Origin of the sequence: Flavobacterium luteolum (assembly GCF_027111275.1) — a bacterium.
GTDB lineage: Bacteria > Bacteroidota > Bacteroidia > Flavobacteriales > Flavobacteriaceae > Flavobacterium > Flavobacterium luteolum.
Window position 1 is genome coordinate 3,732,135 of sequence record NZ_CP114286.1, and the last position, 18,430, is coordinate 3,750,564.

Annotated in this window: 16 protein-coding genes; 4 read left to right on the forward strand and 12 right to left on the reverse strand. The window is 33.9% G+C overall.

Annotation, left to right across the window (positions count from 1 at the left end; all coding sequences use genetic code 11):
• Positions 1-195: 195 nt before the first annotated feature.
• From OZP10_RS15950 to guaB, 4 genes are all read left to right on the forward strand, one after another.
• Positions 196-1,062, forward strand: a complete 867-nt coding sequence (locus tag OZP10_RS15950; RefSeq protein ID WP_281631768.1) for a beta/alpha barrel domain-containing protein — start codon at positions 196-198, stop codon at positions 1,060-1,062.
• A 77-nt stretch (positions 1,063-1,139) separates the two neighbouring features.
• Positions 1,140-1,691 carry a hypothetical protein gene (locus OZP10_RS15955; RefSeq protein ID WP_281631769.1) on the forward strand — a complete coding sequence of 184 codons (552 nt, stop codon included), beginning with the start codon at positions 1,140-1,142 and terminating at the stop codon, positions 1,689-1,691.
• The gene (locus tag OZP10_RS15960; RefSeq protein ID WP_281631770.1) at positions 1,688-3,085 is read left to right on the forward strand and encodes a DUF5723 family protein; all 1,398 of its coding nucleotides are present in this window, start codon (positions 1,688-1,690) and stop codon (positions 3,083-3,085) included. The genes OZP10_RS15955 and OZP10_RS15960 overlap by 4 nt, the downstream gene beginning before the upstream one ends.
• Before the next feature lie 275 nt (positions 3,086-3,360).
• On the forward strand, positions 3,361-4,833 hold the full coding sequence (guaB, locus tag OZP10_RS15965; RefSeq protein WP_177210436.1) for an IMP dehydrogenase: 1,473 nt from the start codon (positions 3,361-3,363) through the stop codon (positions 4,831-4,833).
• A gap of 309 nt (positions 4,834-5,142) precedes the next feature.
• Here guaB and OZP10_RS15970 read toward each other — a convergent pair whose 3' ends face one another.
• From OZP10_RS15970 to OZP10_RS16025, 12 genes are all read right to left on the reverse strand, one after another.
• A complete protein-coding gene (locus tag OZP10_RS15970; RefSeq protein ID WP_281631771.1) occupies positions 5,143-6,285 on the reverse strand; it encodes an FAD-dependent oxidoreductase in 1,143 nt (380 codons plus the stop codon).
• A 52-nt stretch (positions 6,286-6,337) separates the two neighbouring features.
• Positions 6,338-6,928 (reverse strand): TetR/AcrR family transcriptional regulator, encoded by a 591-nt coding sequence (locus OZP10_RS15975; RefSeq protein ID WP_281631772.1) that lies wholly within the window; start codon positions 6,926-6,928, stop codon positions 6,338-6,340.
• 293 nt (positions 6,929-7,221) lie between these two features.
• On the reverse strand, positions 7,222-8,106 hold the full coding sequence (locus tag OZP10_RS15980; protein WP_281631773.1) for a L,D-transpeptidase: 885 nt from the start codon (positions 8,104-8,106) through the stop codon (positions 7,222-7,224).
• A 90-nt stretch (positions 8,107-8,196) separates the two neighbouring features.
• On the reverse strand, positions 8,197-8,769 hold the full coding sequence (locus OZP10_RS15985; protein WP_281631774.1) for a hypothetical protein: 573 nt from the start codon (positions 8,767-8,769) through the stop codon (positions 8,197-8,199).
• 14 nt (positions 8,770-8,783) lie between these two features.
• Entirely contained in the window at positions 8,784-9,368 is a 585-nt protein-coding gene (locus OZP10_RS15990; RefSeq protein WP_281631775.1) for an NUDIX domain-containing protein, read from the reverse strand.
• A gap of 54 nt (positions 9,369-9,422) precedes the next feature.
• Complete coding sequence (locus OZP10_RS15995) at positions 9,423-10,694, reverse strand: adenylosuccinate synthase (RefSeq protein ID WP_281631776.1); 1,272 nt, start codon at positions 10,692-10,694, stop codon at positions 9,423-9,425.
• Positions 10,695-10,787: 93 nt separating this feature from the next.
• Positions 10,788-11,252, reverse strand: a complete 465-nt coding sequence (locus tag OZP10_RS16000; RefSeq protein WP_008462215.1) for a Fur family transcriptional regulator — start codon at positions 11,250-11,252, stop codon at positions 10,788-10,790.
• Positions 11,253-11,340: 88 nt separating this feature from the next.
• Positions 11,341-13,560, reverse strand: a complete 2,220-nt coding sequence (locus tag OZP10_RS16005; protein WP_177210429.1) for a RelA/SpoT family protein — start codon at positions 13,558-13,560, stop codon at positions 11,341-11,343.
• Between the two features lie 310 nt (positions 13,561-13,870).
• Positions 13,871-14,659 carry a TrmH family RNA methyltransferase gene (locus OZP10_RS16010; RefSeq protein WP_281631777.1) on the reverse strand — a complete coding sequence of 263 codons (789 nt, stop codon included), beginning with the start codon at positions 14,657-14,659 and terminating at the stop codon, positions 13,871-13,873.
• 156 nt (positions 14,660-14,815) lie between these two features.
• Positions 14,816-15,901, reverse strand: coding sequence for an alkaline phosphatase family protein (locus OZP10_RS16015; protein ID WP_281631778.1), 1,086 nt, complete (start codon positions 15,899-15,901; stop codon positions 14,816-14,818).
• A 53-nt stretch (positions 15,902-15,954) separates the two neighbouring features.
• Positions 15,955-17,286 carry a DUF58 domain-containing protein gene (locus OZP10_RS16020; RefSeq protein WP_281631779.1) on the reverse strand — a complete coding sequence of 444 codons (1,332 nt, stop codon included), beginning with the start codon at positions 17,284-17,286 and terminating at the stop codon, positions 15,955-15,957.
• A gap of 71 nt (positions 17,287-17,357) precedes the next feature.
• On the reverse strand, positions 17,358-18,371 hold the full coding sequence (locus OZP10_RS16025) for an AAA family ATPase (RefSeq protein WP_177210425.1): 1,014 nt from the start codon (positions 18,369-18,371) through the stop codon (positions 17,358-17,360).
• Positions 18,372-18,430: the final 59 nt, after the last annotated feature.

An 18,430-nucleotide genomic window follows, 5' to 3' on the forward strand; every position in this document is an offset into this window, starting at 1 on the left:
AAAAATAATAAACTTTCTATTACAAATATAAGTAATAAAATTAATTATTACGTTTTTTGGTAATATTTTAAAATATTACGTTTTTTGGTAATAATGAAAGCTATTACAGTATTTTGTAATAAATAGTATTGCGCTAAAATTCTCTTTTATTTCATTAAAAAAGAAACTAACTTAGCCTTTACAAAAGAATAAGCTTTGAGTAAAGAAATCAAAATTATCGAATGCCCTCGAGATGCCATGCAAGGCATTAAGGATTTTATTCCAACAAAAAATAAAGTTACTTACATACAAGCTTTGTTGCGAGTTGGCTTTGATACCATTGATTTTGGAAGTTTTGTTTCTCCAAAAGCTATTCTGCAAATGCAGGATACTGCCGAAGTCCTAGAACAGCTTGATTTGTCGCAAACGTCCAGTAAACTGCTTTCTATTATTGCCAATACACAAGGTGCTATAACAGCTGCAAGTTATGAGCAGATTCAATATCTAGGTTTTCCATTTTCTATTTCAGAGAACTTTCAAATGCGTAACACGCACAAAACTATTGCAGAGTCTCTAATTACTCTTGAAGAAATTCTTGAAGTGGCCGATAAAAAAAAGAAAGAGGTTGTAACTTATCTTTCTATGGGATTCGGTAATCCGTATGGAGATCCTTGGAATGTTGAAATTGTTGCAGAATGGACAGAAAAATTGGCAGGATTGGGCGTAAAAATTTTATCGCTTTCTGATACTGTCGGAACTTCTACACCAGAAGTAATTACCTATTTGTTTTCAGATTTAATTCCGAAATATCCTGAAATTGAGTTTGGAGCTCATTTGCATACAACTCCAGACAGCTGGTTCGAAAAAATTGATGCCGCAGCAAAAGCAGGTTGTATCCGTTTTGATGGCGCTATTCAAGGTTTTGGAGGATGCCCAATGGCAACCGATAAACTGACAGGGAATATGCCGACAGAAAAGCTCGTTTCTTATTTTACTGCAAATAAAAAAATAACCGGACTTAATTCTCTTAGCTTCGAAAGCGCTTACAACGAAGCTTCAAAATTGTTCGGAAAGTTTCATTAAAAAATAGTTATATTTTCTTACCTTCGATACGGTTTGTAAACATTAAACGTTACATTAGTATTGATATAATTATTCTCATGAGATCAAGCTCGCTAAGTAAAATTTCAAGTATACTTTTTTCAGTTTTTCTATTATTTTCCTGCTCAAGCGACTTAGATTTTGATCAGGTAAACGATTTTAAAATCGAACCTATTTTTGTAGCAAACCTTGCTTATTTTGATATTCCTGCAAACAAACTTGTAGACGATGGCGGAACTAATATTTATCCTGATGTAAGAGATTTTGATATTTTTAAAAATAAATTTTTTAATGATCGTCTTAAAAAAGCCGAATTTGATTTTGAAATCGAAAACAATATAAATCGTTCTTTTGTTATAAATATGCTCTTGCTTAGCGAAGGGAATCAGATTTTACAAACCCTATCCTTTACCGTTCCCGCCTATTCAGGAACACCAAATATTATAAAATACCCAACAGAAGTTTTTGAAAACGCGCGATTAGATCTTTTAAAGCAAACCCAAAGAATTGGTTTTGTAGTAGTAATTGCTGCCGGACCTCCATTAAATAGTGAGAGTCTAGGAAATTTAAAATTAAGATCAAGTGCAACGGCTTATTTGGTAATTGAATGAGAAAAACCCTAATTCTTTGCTTGTTTTTTCATCTTTCTTGTTTTGCGCAAAACAGAGAGTTGTTATATAATTTTACTTCAATCCCACAATCTTCACTAGTAAATCCGGGAGCTGATGTTTCGTATAAATATTATTTTGGATTTCCGGTTTTATCTGGAATTTCAGCAAATGTGGGTTCCAGCAGTTTTTCGGCTTATGATCTATTTTCAAAAGATGGAGTCGATTTTAATCAGAAAGTGAGAGATGTTGTCAATAAATCTTCTAGTAATGATAAAGTAGTTACAAATCAGCAATTAGAATTGTTTTCTGGCGGATTCAGAATAGGAGGCAGAGAAAGCCGTTCCTATATTACGTTTGGTTTGTATCAGGAATTCGATTTTTTTATGTTTGTTCCAAAAGATTTGGCTTTGTTAGCTTTAAACGGAAACAGAGATTATATTGGTAAATCATTCAATCTAGGCGATTTGAATATGAAAGCCGAAGTGCTTTCTGTTTTTCATGTCGGATTTCATAAAAAAGTCAATGATAAATTTGTTTACGGAGGACGTGCCAAAATTTACTCAAGCGGTGCAAATGCTACTTCGACAAAAAATTCTGGTTACATATACACAGGCCAACAGGCAGGAACTCCAAACCTTTACAATCAGGTTATTTCTTCTAATTTAGAATTAAAAACCTCTGGAATTGCGAGTTTTACGAAGGATGAATATGACGGAAATATAGCTCGTGATCTTACCAATAATACTTTTTTTAACGGAAGTCTTGGTTTAGGAGTAGATGCAGGAATTACCTATTATATAAAAGACAATTTGCAGTTTACAGCAAGTATTGTAGATTTAGGTTTTGTAAGGCAATCTAAAGATATTGAAACCCTAACATATAAAGGAACCTATCGTTACAATGGCGCTAATCCTGATTTTTTAGGTTCTGATGATCCAGAAAATGTCTTCGACGAATTTGATAAAGCAATACCAAGAGATACCTTATATCATAAGTATACAACTTGGCGCCCAACAAAGATTTATTCTTCTATTCAATATTCATTTGGAGAAGCGCGTCCTGATGACGAATGTAATTGTCACGGAAAAGTCGATAAATATTATAAAAATGCAGTAGGAGCGCAGGTCTTTGCAATGTCTGCACCTCGAGTGCCTTTATTTGCTATAACAGCTTTTTACAGAAGAAATATTTTTAAAAAACTAGATCTTAAAGCAACTTATACTCTAGATACTTTTTCCAATAAAAACATTGGCTTAGGACTTGCAGGAACAATTGGTCCTGTAAATATTTATGCTTTAGTCAATAATGTTTTAGAATATAAAGATATTTCCAAAGCTAGTAGTGCAGCTTTTCAACTCGGAATCAACTTTGTTTTTCAAGACAAGGGCGATTAGTCTTTTAGGTAATAATTAGAAGCTTTTTCCAGCTATCCATTTCAAGCACTCGAGCCAAAATACTTTTTTTCAAGGCATAAAAAGAGCTTCCTTTGGTCGCTTTTTTAAGCCAGAAAAAAATGCATTTTAGCTTTTCGTGGCTTTCCATTTCTATCTGGGCTAGGACATATTATTTTGTAAGACGATTCGTGTAAAGTCAAATTTATGAATAAGTTAGTATTCAAGTTACCAATTTATTCACTATATTTGCACGCAATTCAACTAGAAATTGCACCATGATAGCACACAACTCCAAGATTATCGGCGAAGGTTTAACTTACGACGATGTATTATTAGTACCTAACTACTCGAATGTGCTTCCTCGCGAAGTGAGCATTAAATCAAGATTCTCAAAAAACATTACATTAAACGTTCCAATTGTATCTGCTGCTATGGATACAGTTACAGAAAGTGCAATGGCAATCGCTATGGCACAAGAAGGCGGAATTGGTGTTTTACATAAAAATATGACTATCGAACAGCAAGCAGGAAAAGTTCGAAAAGTAAAACGTGCAGAAGCAGGTATGATTATCGATCCGGTAACTTTACCAATGAACTCTACAATTGCTGATGCTAAAAATGCTATGAAAGAATTCGGAATCGGCGGTATTCCAATCGTTGACGAAAACAGAATCCTTAAAGGAATTGTTACCAATCGTGACTTACGTTTCGAGAAAAACGGAGCAAGACCAATTGCTGAGGTTATGACAAGCCAAAACTTAGTAACGGTTTCTGAAGGAACTTCATTAGAGCAAGCTGAAGTAGTTTTACAAGGTCATAAAATCGAAAAATTACCAGTTGTAAACGATAAAAACGAATTAGTTGGTCTAATTACGTTTAGAGATATTACAAAACTGACTCAAAAGCCAATCGCTAATAAAGATTCTTTTGGTCGTTTAAGAGTTGCTGCTGCAATTGGAGTTACTGGAGATGCAGTTCAAAGAGCTGAAGCTTTAGTTGCTGCTGGCGTAGATGCTATTATTATCGATACAGCTCACGGACATACAGAAGGTGTAGTGAATGTATTGAAAGAAGTAAAATCAAAATTCCCTCAAATAGATGTTGTGGTTGGAAACATTGCAACGCCAGAAGCTGCTAAATATTTAGTAGAAAATGGTGCTGATGGAGTAAAAGTTGGAATCGGACCAGGTTCTATCTGTACTACACGTATCGTTGCCGGTGTTGGTTTCCCTCAATTCTCAGCAGTTTTAGAAGTTGCTGCGGCTATTAAAGGAACTGGAGTTCCAGTTATTGCCGATGGTGGAATTCGTTATACAGGAGATATTCCTAAAGCAATCGCTGCAGGTGCTGACTGTGTGATGTTAGGTTCATTATTAGCAGGAACAAAAGAATCTCCTGGAGAAACTATCATTTTTGAAGGAAGAAAATTCAAATCTTACCGCGGAATGGGATCTGTTGAAGCAATGCAAACAGGATCTAAAGACCGTTATTTCCAAGATGTTGAAGATGACGTTAAGAAATTAGTTCCAGAAGGAATCGTTGGACGTGTTCCTTACAAAGGAGAATTAAACGAAAGTATGCTTCAATTTATTGGAGGTCTTCGTGCAGGTATGGGATACTGTGGTTCAAAAGATATCCCTACTTTACAAGAAACAGGACGTTTCGTGAGAATTACTTCAAGCGGAATCACTGAAAGCCACCCGCATAACGTAACGATTACAAAAGAAGCTCCAAATTATTCTAGATAATTTTTAGTTTTCATTATAAAATAAAAGGCGTAAGATTTAATTCTTACGCCTTTTTTATTTGTTCAGATTTTAAAAAAAACTTTGTCAAAGTTCTCCACAATTTTGTCATTTCGAGGAACGAGAAATCTTCGTAAGAAGCTCCGTAAAGCATATCATCAATCTTTGGCGAGCCACTTGTGAAGATTTCTCTCTTCGTTCGAAATGACAAGATTGTGTTATGTCTTTGTCGAATCCTGCGTGTGATTCTTCGTTCCTCAGAATGACAAACGTTATATAAAAGAACTTATAGACTTATATGGTGAAAAAAAATCACATGCCACGACTACTCAAAATATCCTCAGCAACAATATCAGAATGCAATAAATCTTCCATTTTTTTAGTCATTCTTTGCGCTTCTAATGCGTAACCAAACATTTTCTTTTCGTAATCAGCAATTGCTTCGTCGATGGTTTCAAATTTTCCGTTGGTTAAATTTTCGGTTAAATGGAAAGCATCAAATAGTCCCATATTTACACCTTCGCCAGCAAATGGTGGCATTAAGTGAGCTGCGTCGCCAACAAGCGTAATATTTGAATGTTCTTTCCATGGTTCTTCTAAGGAGAATAATCTCAAAGGCAAACCAGAAAATTCAGTAGAAACAGCAAAGAATTTTTTGTAATCATCTCCCCAGTTCTCGAAAGTTTCGTTTAAAAAAGAAATTACAGATTGATCGTCTTCAAAATTAATTCCGTGATTCGAAATCCAATCTTCATCTGCTTTAAAAGAAACTCCAAAATGAACAGAACCATCGCGCATAGTGTGTGTGTAAAACATTTTATGTTCGCCCATTGCCATAACATTTCCGTTTCCGTATTTCGGTTTAAATTCAGGGTAATCTTGATCTGGATTTGCAATTTCGCCTTGAATAATATATGTTCCCGAAAGTTGTGGTTCCTGATCGCTTACAAATTTTCTGGCGTTTGATCTTCCTCCATTTGCCACAATAACAAAATCGGCAGTTGTTTTTGTACCGTTTTTGAACTCCAAAACATATTGGTTTTCATGTTTTTCGAGATTAATCAATTGACTATCCCAAACAACGGTATTTTCTTTAAGATTGTCCAGCATAATTTTTCTAAGATCATTACGGTCAATTTCTGGGCGTGAGAAAGCATTGGTTTCGTCAGGCATTTCGTCAGAAGTGATGTTTCCTTCTATATCGGCCATTTTCTCACCTGTTGGTCTGGCATATTTTTTAAATTCCTCCATCAAACCCGCTTTCTGAATCGCGTATTGCCCAGAATCGGAGTGAATATCTAGAGTTCCGCCCGATGTTCTGGCTTGAGCATTACTATCTCTTTCGTAAACCGTAACATCAGCACCATTAATTTGTAAAATTCTAGCTGTAGTCAGTCCAACTGGACCACTGCCAATAATGGCAATTTTTTTATTTTCTATAATTGAAGTTTTCATTTTTATTGAAATTTATATTGTATTATAATTGAGTTTGGGATTTAAAGCAAAATCAAGGAGTTAGAGCTTTTAGGACTAAATTGAAAGCTTTATTTTTAATCTCGTCATTCAGAACAAAAGATTTTCCAGACATGGATTTTCCGTCTCGATGAAATTCTAAAAGAGAATAAAGTGATCCGTAAGCAATACTCCAAAATACTTCATAAGGGACAGAAATGAGTTCTTTTCGCTCAATGGCCAAAAGCATAAATTCAGTCATCATTTGCTTATACTTTCCTGTTACTTCTTGTATGATCGCATCGCCGTGAGTAGAATGTCTTAAAAGTTCAAAACAGGTAGCTTGTTGGGTAAAATTTAGATTAAAATAAATACGATTTTCCCATTGATTTCGTAATCCATCTCTAAAAGACATATCTGTAGAGAAACCATCAAACATTTTTTCAAAGAAATTTTGACCGATTTCAATTCCAATTTTGCGAATTAAATCTTCTTTGTCTGAATAATAGATATAAAGTGTCGCAACAGAAATACCACATTCTTTAGCAAGACGATTCATTCCGAAACCTTCTACACCTTGCGTAACAATCATTTCTATTGCTTTTTGTTTTACAATTTCCTCTTTATTGGTATCTCTAGTTCTCATAATTCTAATTGATTATGGCACAAAGATACAAAAAATAATAAATGAACGATCGCTTAGTTATGTTTTTTTTGAAGGTTCTAAGATTCTAAGGTTCTGAGGCGCTGAGTTTTTTAGGTTCAAAAGGTGCAAAGAGACAAAAGTTTTAAGATTTGGAAATGAATTGCTTTCAGCTTTAGCTGAAGGATTAAAAAAGGACAAAGAGAAGGGCTTTAGAAATTGTATGTTTAAAAGCAAACAAAAAAAGCTGAAACGATATGCTATCATTTCAGCTGATTCTGTATTTAGAGTATATTTTATAAAGTTTTTGTTGGCTCGGCTTCTCTTAGGTTTTGATTCTCTAAGATTTCTTTTAAATAAGGATTTACGATGTTTTCAATATCGCCTTCAGAGATATTTAAAGCTTCTGGATCTGATGCTAATTGCAACCATGGTTTTGGGCTATCAAAATTATAAGTTCCAAAAACTACCACGGGAGTACCTTTTACTTTTACATTTTCTTTATCCTTCAGAATCCATTCGTCAGCAAATTTATAAAGGTATTTAGCGTCTTTTTCTAATAGTCGTAAGCAAGAATGTGACGCAGGATATCCCGGCAATGCATATTCGTGAAAACCAACTCCCAATTTATTTTCGATATTAAAATTCCATTTTAAATCCCATTCGTCATTAAATGTACTGGTGGTTTGTTCTGCTTTCCAATTGGTGAAAAACAATCCAGTAGGAGTAGGGTCTTTTTTTCTTCCCATATTAGTTGGACCTGTACGAACTAATTCACCATTTTCATAAGCGGCAAAAGCTTGAGTTGGATACGAAAAAAGGATAATTTTTGATACTTCTTCTAAAGCAGAAACATGTAATGGAAAGGGCAAGTAATAAACCAAATCACCGCTAAAATCTGCAGGAATTACAACTGAATCCAGTTTTTTAAAATTGGCTTTGTCGGTTCTATTCAAAGCGTAAACAATATCCATTTTAGAACTGTCGGCTTCATTTAACTTGAGCCAGTCTTTGGTTTTCTCGATTTGATACCCAATCGTTTCAGGCTTTTTGTGTTCAATTACCTTTTTTTTCTCTTTTTTATTTTCAGTCAGTGTGATGGTATCGGTTTTTTTACAAGAACCTAATAAAACCAACATCAAGATCAGTAGTATGTTTGCTGTGTAATATAACTTTTTCATAGGTCGAATTTTTATGAATATAAAGTTATAAATCTGATAGCTGAAAAGGGTTACATAATTTTTTGAATTGGTTTCGGGATTTACATTTTATCAAATAATACTCATTTGATGTAACTCATTTAAAATTATTTTAAAGAGTTCTAATATTTGATCTAGTTTTTGTAAATCTGCAGTTTTTCCATCAAAATAAAAAGATAGTTCAAATTGATTTTCAGGGAGTTTTTGTTCCCAAATTCCTTTGTGATCAGAAATTTGAATATTTACGTCTTTGATTTCTAAAAAAAGAGAACGGATTACTGTGTTTCGCAATAAGGACTTAATTTTTAATTCATTATTGCTTTTAATGATGAATGCCTTGTCAAAATCCTCAGATCCAATTTGAATATCTTGTGCTCCAAATAATTTCTCAATCTTACGAATAAGTCCTTCCTTATATATTTCAAATCTAAAATCATTATTTGAATTAATAGGAACAATAATTCTTGTCATTTCGGTACTGTATTTTCCAGACCAAAGCGTGTAATTATCAAATATAATTTTCCAGTTTTTATATATAATAACAACAGAATCTGACTGCCAAGAATAGCCGTCCTTAAAAATTCCGTTTGTTTTATTTGCAAATTCTTTCCAAATATTTATTTTGCTATCATTTTTTTGGTGCATATAAATTATTGTAATTAAATCAAGCCTTTTATTTTAGCATGCTGCAAAAGCATAATAGTTTTTGCATCAGTGATTTCTCCAGATTCAATCATGGCGTAAGCTTCATCAAAAGTATACTCCAGAACTTCTATGTTTTCCTGTTCAGCATCAAGTCCGCCACCAGAACTTACTTTCATATTTTCGTCATATTCTCCCACAAACAGATACAGAATCTCTGTTACAGACCCCGGAGACATATAGGTTTCGATTACTTTTTGAACTTTTGTTAAACGATATCCTGTTTCTTCTTCTGTTTCACGAATAATAGCTTGTTCGGCATTGTCTTTGTCTAAAAGTCCTGCACAAACCTCAATCATCATTCCTGTTTTATTTCCGTTAAGATAAGTTGGTAAACGAAATTGTCTTGTTAGTACAACCGTTTTCTTAGCAGTATTATATAATAATATTCCAGCACCATTTCCGCGATCATAAACTTCGCGAATATGAGATTCTACTTTTTCGTTTTCTTTTTTGTAGTTAAAAGTAACTTTGTTCAATATATACCAATTATCTGATAATAATTTGGTGTCTGTTATTTCGATTTCTGGATTCTTTCTCATCTGAAAAATTATTTCATAAAAAAAACGCCCTGATTATCAGAGCGTTTAAATGTATTATTTTGTTATTGTTTGTTTTCTATCTGGTCCAACCGATACAATTTTGATTGGCACTTCGATTTCTTTTTCAATAAACTCAATATATTCTTTTAGCTCAATTGGCAATTGATCGTAAGATGTTAATCCAGTTAAATCCTGTTTCCATCCTTTAAACTCTTTGTAAACCGGAGTAACGTTTTCTGGCTCAATGTTGTAAGGGAAGTGAGAAATGTTTTGTCCTTTGTAGTTGTACTCCGTACAAACTTTTAAAGTTTCGAAACCAGAAAGTACATCACCTTTCATCATCATTAACTGAGTAACACCATTTACCTGAACAGCATATTTTAAAGCAACAAGGTCTAACCATCCGCAACGTCTTTGTCTTCCTGTTACAGAACCAAACTCGTTACCCACTTTTGCCATTGTAGCACCAACTTCGTCAAAAAGTTCAGTAGGGAAAGGTCCGCTACCTACACGTGTAACGTAAGCTTTGAAGATTCCGTACACTTCTTTGATTTTGTTAGGAGCAATTCCTAAACCTGTACAAGCTCCAGCAGCAGTAGTATTTGATGAAGTTACGAAAGGATAAGTTCCGAAATCAACATCTAATAAAGATCCTTGAGCTCCTTCGCAAAGAATAGATTTTCCAGCTTTTTGAGCTTGGTGCATGTATTCTTCACTGTCAATGAAATCTAATTTTTTAAGATCTTCAATAGCTTCAAAGAATTCTTTTTCTAGTTCAGCTAAGTTGTATTGAATGTTAACATCGTAGAAAGCAATCATAGCTTCGTGTTTGTCAGCCAAAGCTCTGTAACGATCTTTGAAATCTTCTAATTCGATATCTCCCACACGTAAACCATTTCTACCCGTTTTATCCATGTAAGTTGGTCCAATTCCTTTAAGAGTAGAACCAATTTTTGCTTTTCCTTTTGAAGCTTCAGAAGCTGCATCAAGCAAACGGTGAGTTGGTAAGATTAAGTGCGCTTTTCTTGAAATGATCAATTTCTTTTTGATGTCAAGGTTAAATTTCTCTAACCCTTCAATTTCTTTTTGAAAAACTACAGGATCAATTACAACACCATTTCCGATGATGTTTACTGAGTTTTTATGAAAAATTCCAGAAGGAATTGTTCTAAGTACGTGTTTAATTCCGTCAAATTCTAATGTATGTCCTGCATTTGGTCCTCCTTGAAAACGTGCAATAATATCATAATTTGAGGTAAGTACGTCAACAATTTTTCCTTTACCTTCATCTCCCCATTGTAATCCTAGTAATAAATCTACGGTCATTCTGTTTTAATTTGCGTTGGGACAATCTAAGTCGTCCTACTGATTATGTAGTTAATTTTCTTTTTTAATTTTTTGAAAAAGTCTGTTTAAAGACTATGAATTTGAGTTTTGCTTTTTGTTTCCGTAGAAATAAAGCGAATGATTTGTGATTTCAATATCAAAAATTTCTTCGATTGTTTTTTTGATGGTTTGAATTCTTGGGTCACAAAATTCAATTACCTCACCAGAATCTGTCATAATGATGTGATCATGCTGTTTATCAAAATATGATTTTTCGTAGTAAGCCTGATTTTGCCCAAATTGATGTTTTCTAACCAAAGCGCAGTCCAACAATAACTCAATCGTGTTGTATAAAGTAGCTCTACTCACACGATAGTTTTTGTTTTTCATTTTGATGTATAGATTTTCTATATCAAAATGCTCCTCGCTATCGTAAATTTCCTGAAGTATAGCATAACGCTCAGGAGTTTTGCGATGCCCTTTTTGTTCAAGATATAGTGTAAAAACATTTTTTACAATTTCTTGATTCTTAGTGTTGTCAGTTGAAATAAGTGTCATATCCGGCAAAGATAATTTTTTATTTTTAATGAATAAAAGTTTCGGGTTTAAAGTTTCGTTACAAAATTCTTATAGTTTCCCTAAAAAGTTAGGTTCTATACTCTCTAGTAACCTTATCGACCCCGTCAATTTTCTTGATAGCGCTAATCATTTTTTTCAAAATCGTATTGTTTTTAACAATTACGGCAACCTGTCCGTGGAAAATTCCAGCATCGGTACTTAACGAAATACTCTGAATATTTACGCTCATATTGTTGGAAATTACCTTTGTTAATTGGTTGGTAAGTCCTAAAACGTCCATTCCTGTAATGTTGATAATGGCTTTAAATTCTTCTTGAGAAGAGTCAATCCATTTGGCGCTCATGATTCTGTAAGCATAATTAGACTGCATTCCAATTGCATTCGGACAATCTTTTTTATGCACTTTTATTCCTTCATTAATGGTAACAAAACCAAAAACATCATCACCAGGAATCGGGTTACAGCATTGCGAAAGTTTATAATCTAACTTGTCATGTTCGGTTCCGAAAACCAACATGTCATAATTGCTGCTGATGACTGGTTTGTGAATGTCCTCGTCTGCAGTGTCTTTTGTTCGCTTAATTTTATTTTTGAAGAAATTGATAAACGAATTGCTTTTTTGCGCAGCATAATCTTTTAACTGCTGATTTTCAATCGCACCAATTCCAACTCTATAAAATAAATCTAAGCTTGTTTTTAATTTAAAGAAGTTAACTAACTCGTTTGTAACTTGTTCGTTGAATGTTACTTTTAAGTGTTTTAATTTTCTAACAAGTAATTCTTTTCCTTCTTCCGCAATTTTTTTAGTGTTCTCGTTAAGAACGTTTTTAATTTTATTTTTAGCTCTTGAAGTCGTTACATATTCTAACCAGTTTACAGTTGGCTTCTGGTTTGGAGAAGTAATTACTTCAACTTGATCACCACTTTTTAATTCGTAATTCAACGGCACTAGACGCCCGTTTACACGAGTTCCTCGAGTTTTAATTCCGATTTCAGAGTGAATGCTGAAAGCAAAATCAAGAGAAGTAGCGCCTTTTGGCAACGATTTGATTTCTCCTTTTGGCGTAAAGACGAAGATTTCTTTAGAATATAAATTCATTTTAAAATCTTCTACAAAATCAACCGCATTGGTTTCTGGATTTTCTAAAGCTTCGCGAAGAAGATTCAGCCAGGTATCCAGACCGCTTTCTTCTGTTGCGCCGTTTTTATATTTGTAATGCGCTGCATATCCTTTTTCGGCTATTTCGTCCATACGTTCGCTTCGAACCTGAACTTCGACCCAGCGTCCTTTTGGCCCCATTACGGTAATATGGAGCGCTTCATAACCAGTCGATTTTGGAGATGAAATCCAATCACGTAAACGGCTCGGGCTTGGTCTATAATGATCTGTTACGATAGAATATATTTTCCAGGCAATAAATTTTTCTTCGTGCGGGTCGGCTTTATAGACAATTCTAAGAGCGAATTTATCATAAACTTCATCGAAAGTTACGTTTTGAGCACGCATTTTTCGACGAATAGAATAAATCGATTTTGGACGTCCTTTGATGATGTAATCTACACCTTCATTGTCTAAAGATTTTTTCAAGACATCCGAAATATCTTTTATGTAAGCGTCCTGTTCTTCCTTAGTTTCACGAATTTTACTTACGATATCGTCATAAACTGCAGGTTCAGTATATTTTAATCCTAAATCTTCTAATTTGGTTTTGATATTATACAATCCCAAACGGTGGGCAAGGGGAGCATAAATGTATAAAGTTTCAGATGCGATTTTGGTCTGTTTGTATTCCGCCATCGAATCCATTGTTTGCATATTATGAAGACGATCGGCAAGCTTAATTAAAATCACTCGAACATCATCATTCAGCGTCAGAATCATTTTTCTGAAATTCTCAGCCTGCATTGAGGCATTCAAATCTTTTTGGACTAAAGATATTTTCGTAAGTCCTTCAACAAGCTGTGCCACTTTTGGGTTAAACAAACGCTCAATGTCTTCAACGGTCATTGGTGTATCTTCTACAACATCATGAAGTAAGGCCGCGGCGATAGAGGTCGCGCCCAGACCAATTTCTGAGGCAACAATTTTTGCAACTGCAATAGGATGAAAGATATAGGCTTCGCCCGATTTACGTCTCTGCTCTTTGTGAGCATCAACGGCAACATCAAAAGCTTTTCTAATTAATTTCTTGTCAGTAGGGCTTAAAGTTTGGTAACTTATTCGAAGTAATTCCTTGTATTCCTGCGCAATAGCTTTGTTTTCTTTTTCTATATCTATTTCTGTCATAACGGCATAGTTCAAGTACTAAAAATAAGAATTAGTTTGAACATACGCAAGGCCATATGATTGCAGATTTTAGAGTGTAGGTTTTAGATTTTTGAAGGTGTAATTTTGAGAGTTTTGTTTGTAAAAAGAGCTTCGACTTCGCTCAGCTAGACTGTAAGGAAAATATATTTTAGATATAAATTCCAAAAAAGAGCAAAGCGATTTTTAGAAAATCAAAAATCAAAAATCAAAAATCAAAAATCAAAAATCAAAAATCAAAAATCAAAAATCAAAAATCAAAAATCAAAAATCAAAAATCAAAAATCAAAAATCAAAACCCTCTTTGTTTTTTTGCTTCAAAAATTAAAATAGCGGCAGCAACAGAAACGTTCATGCTGTCAATTTCGCCTTGCATTGGGATAATGATATTTTGAGTTGCTTCGTCACGCCATTGTTGAGTTAGGCCAGTTGCTTCTGTGCCTACGACTAAAGCGGTTGGAGTAGTAAAGTTTTGTGTATGATATGAAGTTGAATTTTGTAAAGTTGCGCTATAGAAATTGATTTTTTTCTCTTTTAAAAATGCAATAATTTCTTCAGATGTTCCAGTTGCGATTTGATTGGTAAAAAGGCATCCTACGCTAGAACGAACAATATTCGGATTGTATAGATCACTTTTTGGATTGGCAATTAAAACAGCATCTAAATTGGCTGCATCGGCTGTACGTAAAACAGCACCGATATTACCTGGTTTTTCTAAAGATTCGACAACCAAAATTAATGGATTATCAGATAATTTTAAATCGGATAATTTTAAAGATTTGGTTTTTGCTACAGCTAAAATTCCTTCTGTGGTATCGCGATAAGCTAGTTTTTGGTAAACTTCTTTATTGATTTCGATAATTTGAAACGGATTCTGAATCAGTTTGTTGATTTCTGATTCTGAAACTAATTCTGGTAAAAATAGAACAGTTTCGATTTCGTAACCGCCTTTGATAGCTAATGAAATTTCGCGTTGTCCTTCAATCAAAAATGTGCCGGTTTGTTTTCTGGCTTTGGATTTTTCTTGAAGTAAAACCAAAGATTTGATAAACGGATTTTGAATTGAAGTGATTTGTTTCATTTTTTTAAGCGACTAAGATTCTAAGGCGCTAAGGTACTGAGTTTTTTTCTTCCTGCAAGGTTTTTAAAACCTTGTAGGTTTGTTTCAAAAGTTTTATAGCCACTAATTCACGAATTTTATTTTTAATAATTCGTGAATTAGTGGCTATAAAAAAAACTACTTCTCAAAAATTTCTTTAATCTCAGTTTCTACAGGATGATCGGTTTTGAAATCATATCTCATCAATTTTGCTAACGTTTGAGCAAACTGTTTTTGGTAAAGTTGAGAATTTGTCTTGATTTCACCTTTTGCTGCAATTTCTGGCCCCATTGCGGCGAACCAAATTTCTGAAGCGCCGGGAACATCAGAACCGTGATCGGTCCATTGTGCTTTTACTTTGTCACCACGTCCGTGATCGACTGTTATGAAAAGAGTTGTTTTGTTTTTGTATTGTGGATCATTTTGAACAAAATTCCATATTTCCTGAATCCATTTGTCGACTTGGTTTGCAGCATCCAAATACGAACGATATTGTGCATGATGCGCCCATTCGTCGGTTTCGCCATAAGCGATATAAAGCACTTTGGGTTTTTTATTTTTTAATTCATCCATTGCCTGATAATGCGTAAAGACATCTAGGCATTCATCCATGTGAAATGGTTTGTAAGAGTTGTCACGCATCTCATTTAATAAGAGTTGCGCTGCTGTTGGCTTATTTCCGCCTACTTTATCAAATGCTGAAATTACAGGAAATCCGCTTCTTTCTTCATTTAAAATTCGGTCAAAAGCATCCCAAGCACCAAAAGCGGCAACTTTTCCTTTTAGTTTAGTCTGCTTATTTAAAAATTCCAAAACATTTACATTTGGATTGGCCTTATATCCATTTGAGTTCACTTTTAAATCTACATTTCCAGTCATGATTTCGCTATAGCCAGGATAGCTAAACCAATACGGATTAGCGACATCGACTTTGTTTTCTAAATCACGATTTCCATAAATCTGACCTTTACTAGCAATTTCAGACCAGAAAAAAGGCATTAGTTTTTTACGCGCTTCTTTTATATCGGCATCGCCATATTTTTTATAAATATAAGTGCTGTCTCCCTGATTGAATTTTTTATCGTTGGCAATTGCAGGATCAATTCCTTTAAAAACTTCTTGCCATCTAAAACCGTCTGTAGTGATGATAATGATGTTTTCTGTTTTTTGAGCGGTGGTTAAAAAGCTTATTAAAACAATCGGAATTAAAAATATTTTTCTCATTAGATTTTTATTTAATCATTTTACATTTCACAAAAAAAAACATTTCACAACTTCTATAAAATCCCTCTAGATTTAATCTCCAGATATTTATTGATGGCATCTAAAGTCAAATTTTCGGGTTGTGTTAAAACAGAATGGATTCCGTATTTTTTGAGTTCGTTTACGATCAGACGTTTTTCGAACATGAATTTTTCGGCAATTACTTTATCGTAAACTTCTTGAATCGTTGCTGTTTTTTTATTGATGATGGAATTCAATTCTGTATTTTGAAAGAAAACCACAACCAATAAATGGCTTTTGGCAATTCCTTTTAAATAGGGCAACTGGCGATTTAAACCATCCATTGTTTCAAAATTGGTATACAGAATAATTAAACTTCTCTGATTGATGTTTTTCTTAATATCAACATACAATCTGCTATAATCACTTTCGAAGAAATCCGTTTTTATGTTGTATAAAGTTTCAAGGATTTTCTGCATCTGTGAACCTCTTCTTTCTGCAAAAACTCTATTTTCTACTTTTTTAGAAAAAGAAAAAAGTCCCGCTTTGTCCTGTTTTTTCAAAATCACATTAGATAAAACCAAAGAAGAATTAATGGCATAATCCAATAAACTTAATCCGTCAAAAGGCATTTGCATCACGCGACCTTTGTCGATTGCCATGTAAACCGATTGTGACTTTTCGTCCTGAAACTGATTAACCATCAAGGAATTTCTTTTGGCTGTAGCTTTCCAGTTTAAAGTCCTTAAATCGTCGCCCTGAACATATTCCTTAATTTGCTCAAATTCCATGGTATGGCCAATGCGACGTATTTTTTTAATTCCGTATTGAAACAGATTATTCGAAAAAGCAATTAAATCGTATTTTCTTAGCTGAATATAAGATGGATATGTTGGAACCATTTGACCATTGTCGAAAATAAATCTTCTGGAAATCAATCTTAATGGAGATGAAACATAAATATTCAAAGAGCCAAAATGGTATTCTCCACGTTCTGTTGGACGAAGATCATAACCAATTTCTTTTTGTGTTGCTGCTTTTATTGTTTTTACAATTTTAAAATCGCGAACCTGAAATTGAAACGGAATCTCGTCAATAATTTTAGCCGAAACAGGAAAAGTGTAATGGTTTTTTAAATTAATTTTTATCGGATTTAAATCTCCATTTGATAATTTTTCAGGCGTAATTCTTTCAGCTTCAAGTCCTGTTTTTGCAAAATATAAAAGTAAGATATCAAGTCCCAAAAAAGTAATTAAACCTAGAACTAGCAGCCAAACTGCATGATACATATTCGGAAAAATAAAAGCGCAGACAAACAATCCTATAATACCAATCAGTATATAGAAAAAGAAATTGTTCAGATATAGACTTTTTATGAATTTCATTTTTTTAGTTTTCGGTCTCAGTTTTCGGTCTCAGAATTACGGTAAACTGAAACTGCAACTGAACACTTAAATTATCTTGGTATTTCCACCGTTTCAATAATCTGTTTAATAATTTCTGAACTCGTGATTCCTTCCATTTCGCGTTCTGGTGCTACAATAACACGGTGTTGTAAAACAGGAATCGCTGCTTCTTTAATATCTTCTGGAGTAACAAAATCGCGTCCTCGGATTGCAGCAAAACCTTTCGATGCATTTAAAATGGCGATTGAAGCACGAGGCGAAGCTCCTAAATATAAGAAGGCATTTTCGCGTGTGTTTACCACAATTCTGGCAATGTATTCTAATAGATTTTGCTCAACTCTAATTTGTTTGACCAAACCTTGATATTCTTTGATTTCTTCAGCAGAAAGAATTGTTTTTATCGCATCCAATTTTCCGTGATCTTGCAAAGTATGTTCTCTCTGAATGATTAAAATCTCTTCGTTTAATTTTGGATAATCAATGGTGATTTTAAAAAGAAAACGATCCAATTGCGCTTCTGGCAAACGATACGTTCCTTCTTGTTCAATTGGATTTTGAGTAGCAATAACCAAAAACGGTGCGTCTAACTGATAGGCAGAACCATCAATTGTAATTTGGCGCTCTTCCATAACTTCAAAAAGTGCAGCTTGTGTTTTTGCTGGAGCACGATTAATCTCGTCAATTAAAATCAAATTAGAGAAAATAGGTCCTTTTTTGAATTCGAATTCTGAGCTTTTTAGGTTAAAAATAGAAGTTCCTAAGATATCAGATGGCATTAGATCGGGTGTAAACTGAATTCTGCTGAAACCGATATTTAAGGTTTTAGCCAATAATTTTGCTGTTATTGTTTTGGCAACTCCAGGAACACCTTCTAAAAGTACGTGACCATTTGACAAAATCGCAACCAAAAGCTGATCAACCATTTTGTGCTGTCCTACAATTACTGTTTCAATCTCTTTTTTGATTGTGTTGACATGATCTAAAAGCGGTCCTAAATTAATTCTCGTTTCAAAATTCACATTTTCATTTGTGATTTCGCCTGATGTTGTATTGATATCGTCCATAATTTGGTCAGTTATTTTATGTTTTTTTTGCCACAGATTAAAATGATTAACGCAGATTA

Excerpts from the sequence above, each read along its gene's own strand:
- OZP10_RS15955 (WP_281631769.1), top strand. The coding sequence starts at position 1,140 with ATGAGATCAAGCTCGCTAAGTAAAATTTCAAGTATACTTTTTTCAGTT.
- OZP10_RS15960 (WP_281631770.1), top strand. The coding sequence starts at position 1,688 with ATGAGAAAAACCCTAATTCTTTGCTTGTTTTTTCATCTTTCTTGTTTT.
- guaB (WP_177210436.1), top strand. The coding sequence starts at position 3,361 with ATGATAGCACACAACTCCAAGATTATCGGCGAAGGTTTAACTTACGAC.
- OZP10_RS15970 (WP_281631771.1), bottom strand. The coding sequence starts at position 6,285 with ATGAAAACTTCAATTATAGAAAATAAAAAAATTGCCATTATTGGCAGT.
- OZP10_RS15975 (WP_281631772.1), bottom strand. The coding sequence starts at position 6,928 with ATGAGAACTAGAGATACCAATAAAGAGGAAATTGTAAAACAAAAAGCA.
- OZP10_RS15980 (WP_281631773.1), bottom strand. The coding sequence starts at position 8,106 with ATGAAAAAGTTATATTACACAGCAAACATACTACTGATCTTGATGTTG.
- OZP10_RS15985 (WP_281631774.1), bottom strand. The coding sequence starts at position 8,769 with ATGCACCAAAAAAATGATAGCAAAATAAATATTTGGAAAGAATTTGCA.
- OZP10_RS15990 (WP_281631775.1), bottom strand. The coding sequence starts at position 9,368 with ATGAGAAAGAATCCAGAAATCGAAATAACAGACACCAAATTATTATCA.
- OZP10_RS15995 (WP_281631776.1), bottom strand. The coding sequence starts at position 10,694 with ATGACCGTAGATTTATTACTAGGATTACAATGGGGAGATGAAGGTAAA.
- OZP10_RS16000 (WP_008462215.1), bottom strand. The coding sequence starts at position 11,252 with ATGACACTTATTTCAACTGACAACACTAAGAATCAAGAAATTGTAAAA.
- OZP10_RS16005 (WP_177210429.1), bottom strand. The coding sequence starts at position 13,560 with ATGACAGAAATAGATATAGAAAAAGAAAACAAAGCTATTGCGCAGGAA.
- OZP10_RS16010 (WP_281631777.1), bottom strand. The coding sequence starts at position 14,659 with ATGAAACAAATCACTTCAATTCAAAATCCGTTTATCAAATCTTTGGTT.
- OZP10_RS16015 (WP_281631778.1), bottom strand. The coding sequence starts at position 15,901 with ATGAGAAAAATATTTTTAATTCCGATTGTTTTAATAAGCTTTTTAACC.
- OZP10_RS16020 (WP_281631779.1), bottom strand. The coding sequence starts at position 17,286 with ATGAAATTCATAAAAAGTCTATATCTGAACAATTTCTTTTTCTATATA.
- OZP10_RS16025 (WP_177210425.1), bottom strand. The coding sequence starts at position 18,371 with ATGGACGATATCAATACAACATCAGGCGAAATCACAAATGAAAATGTG.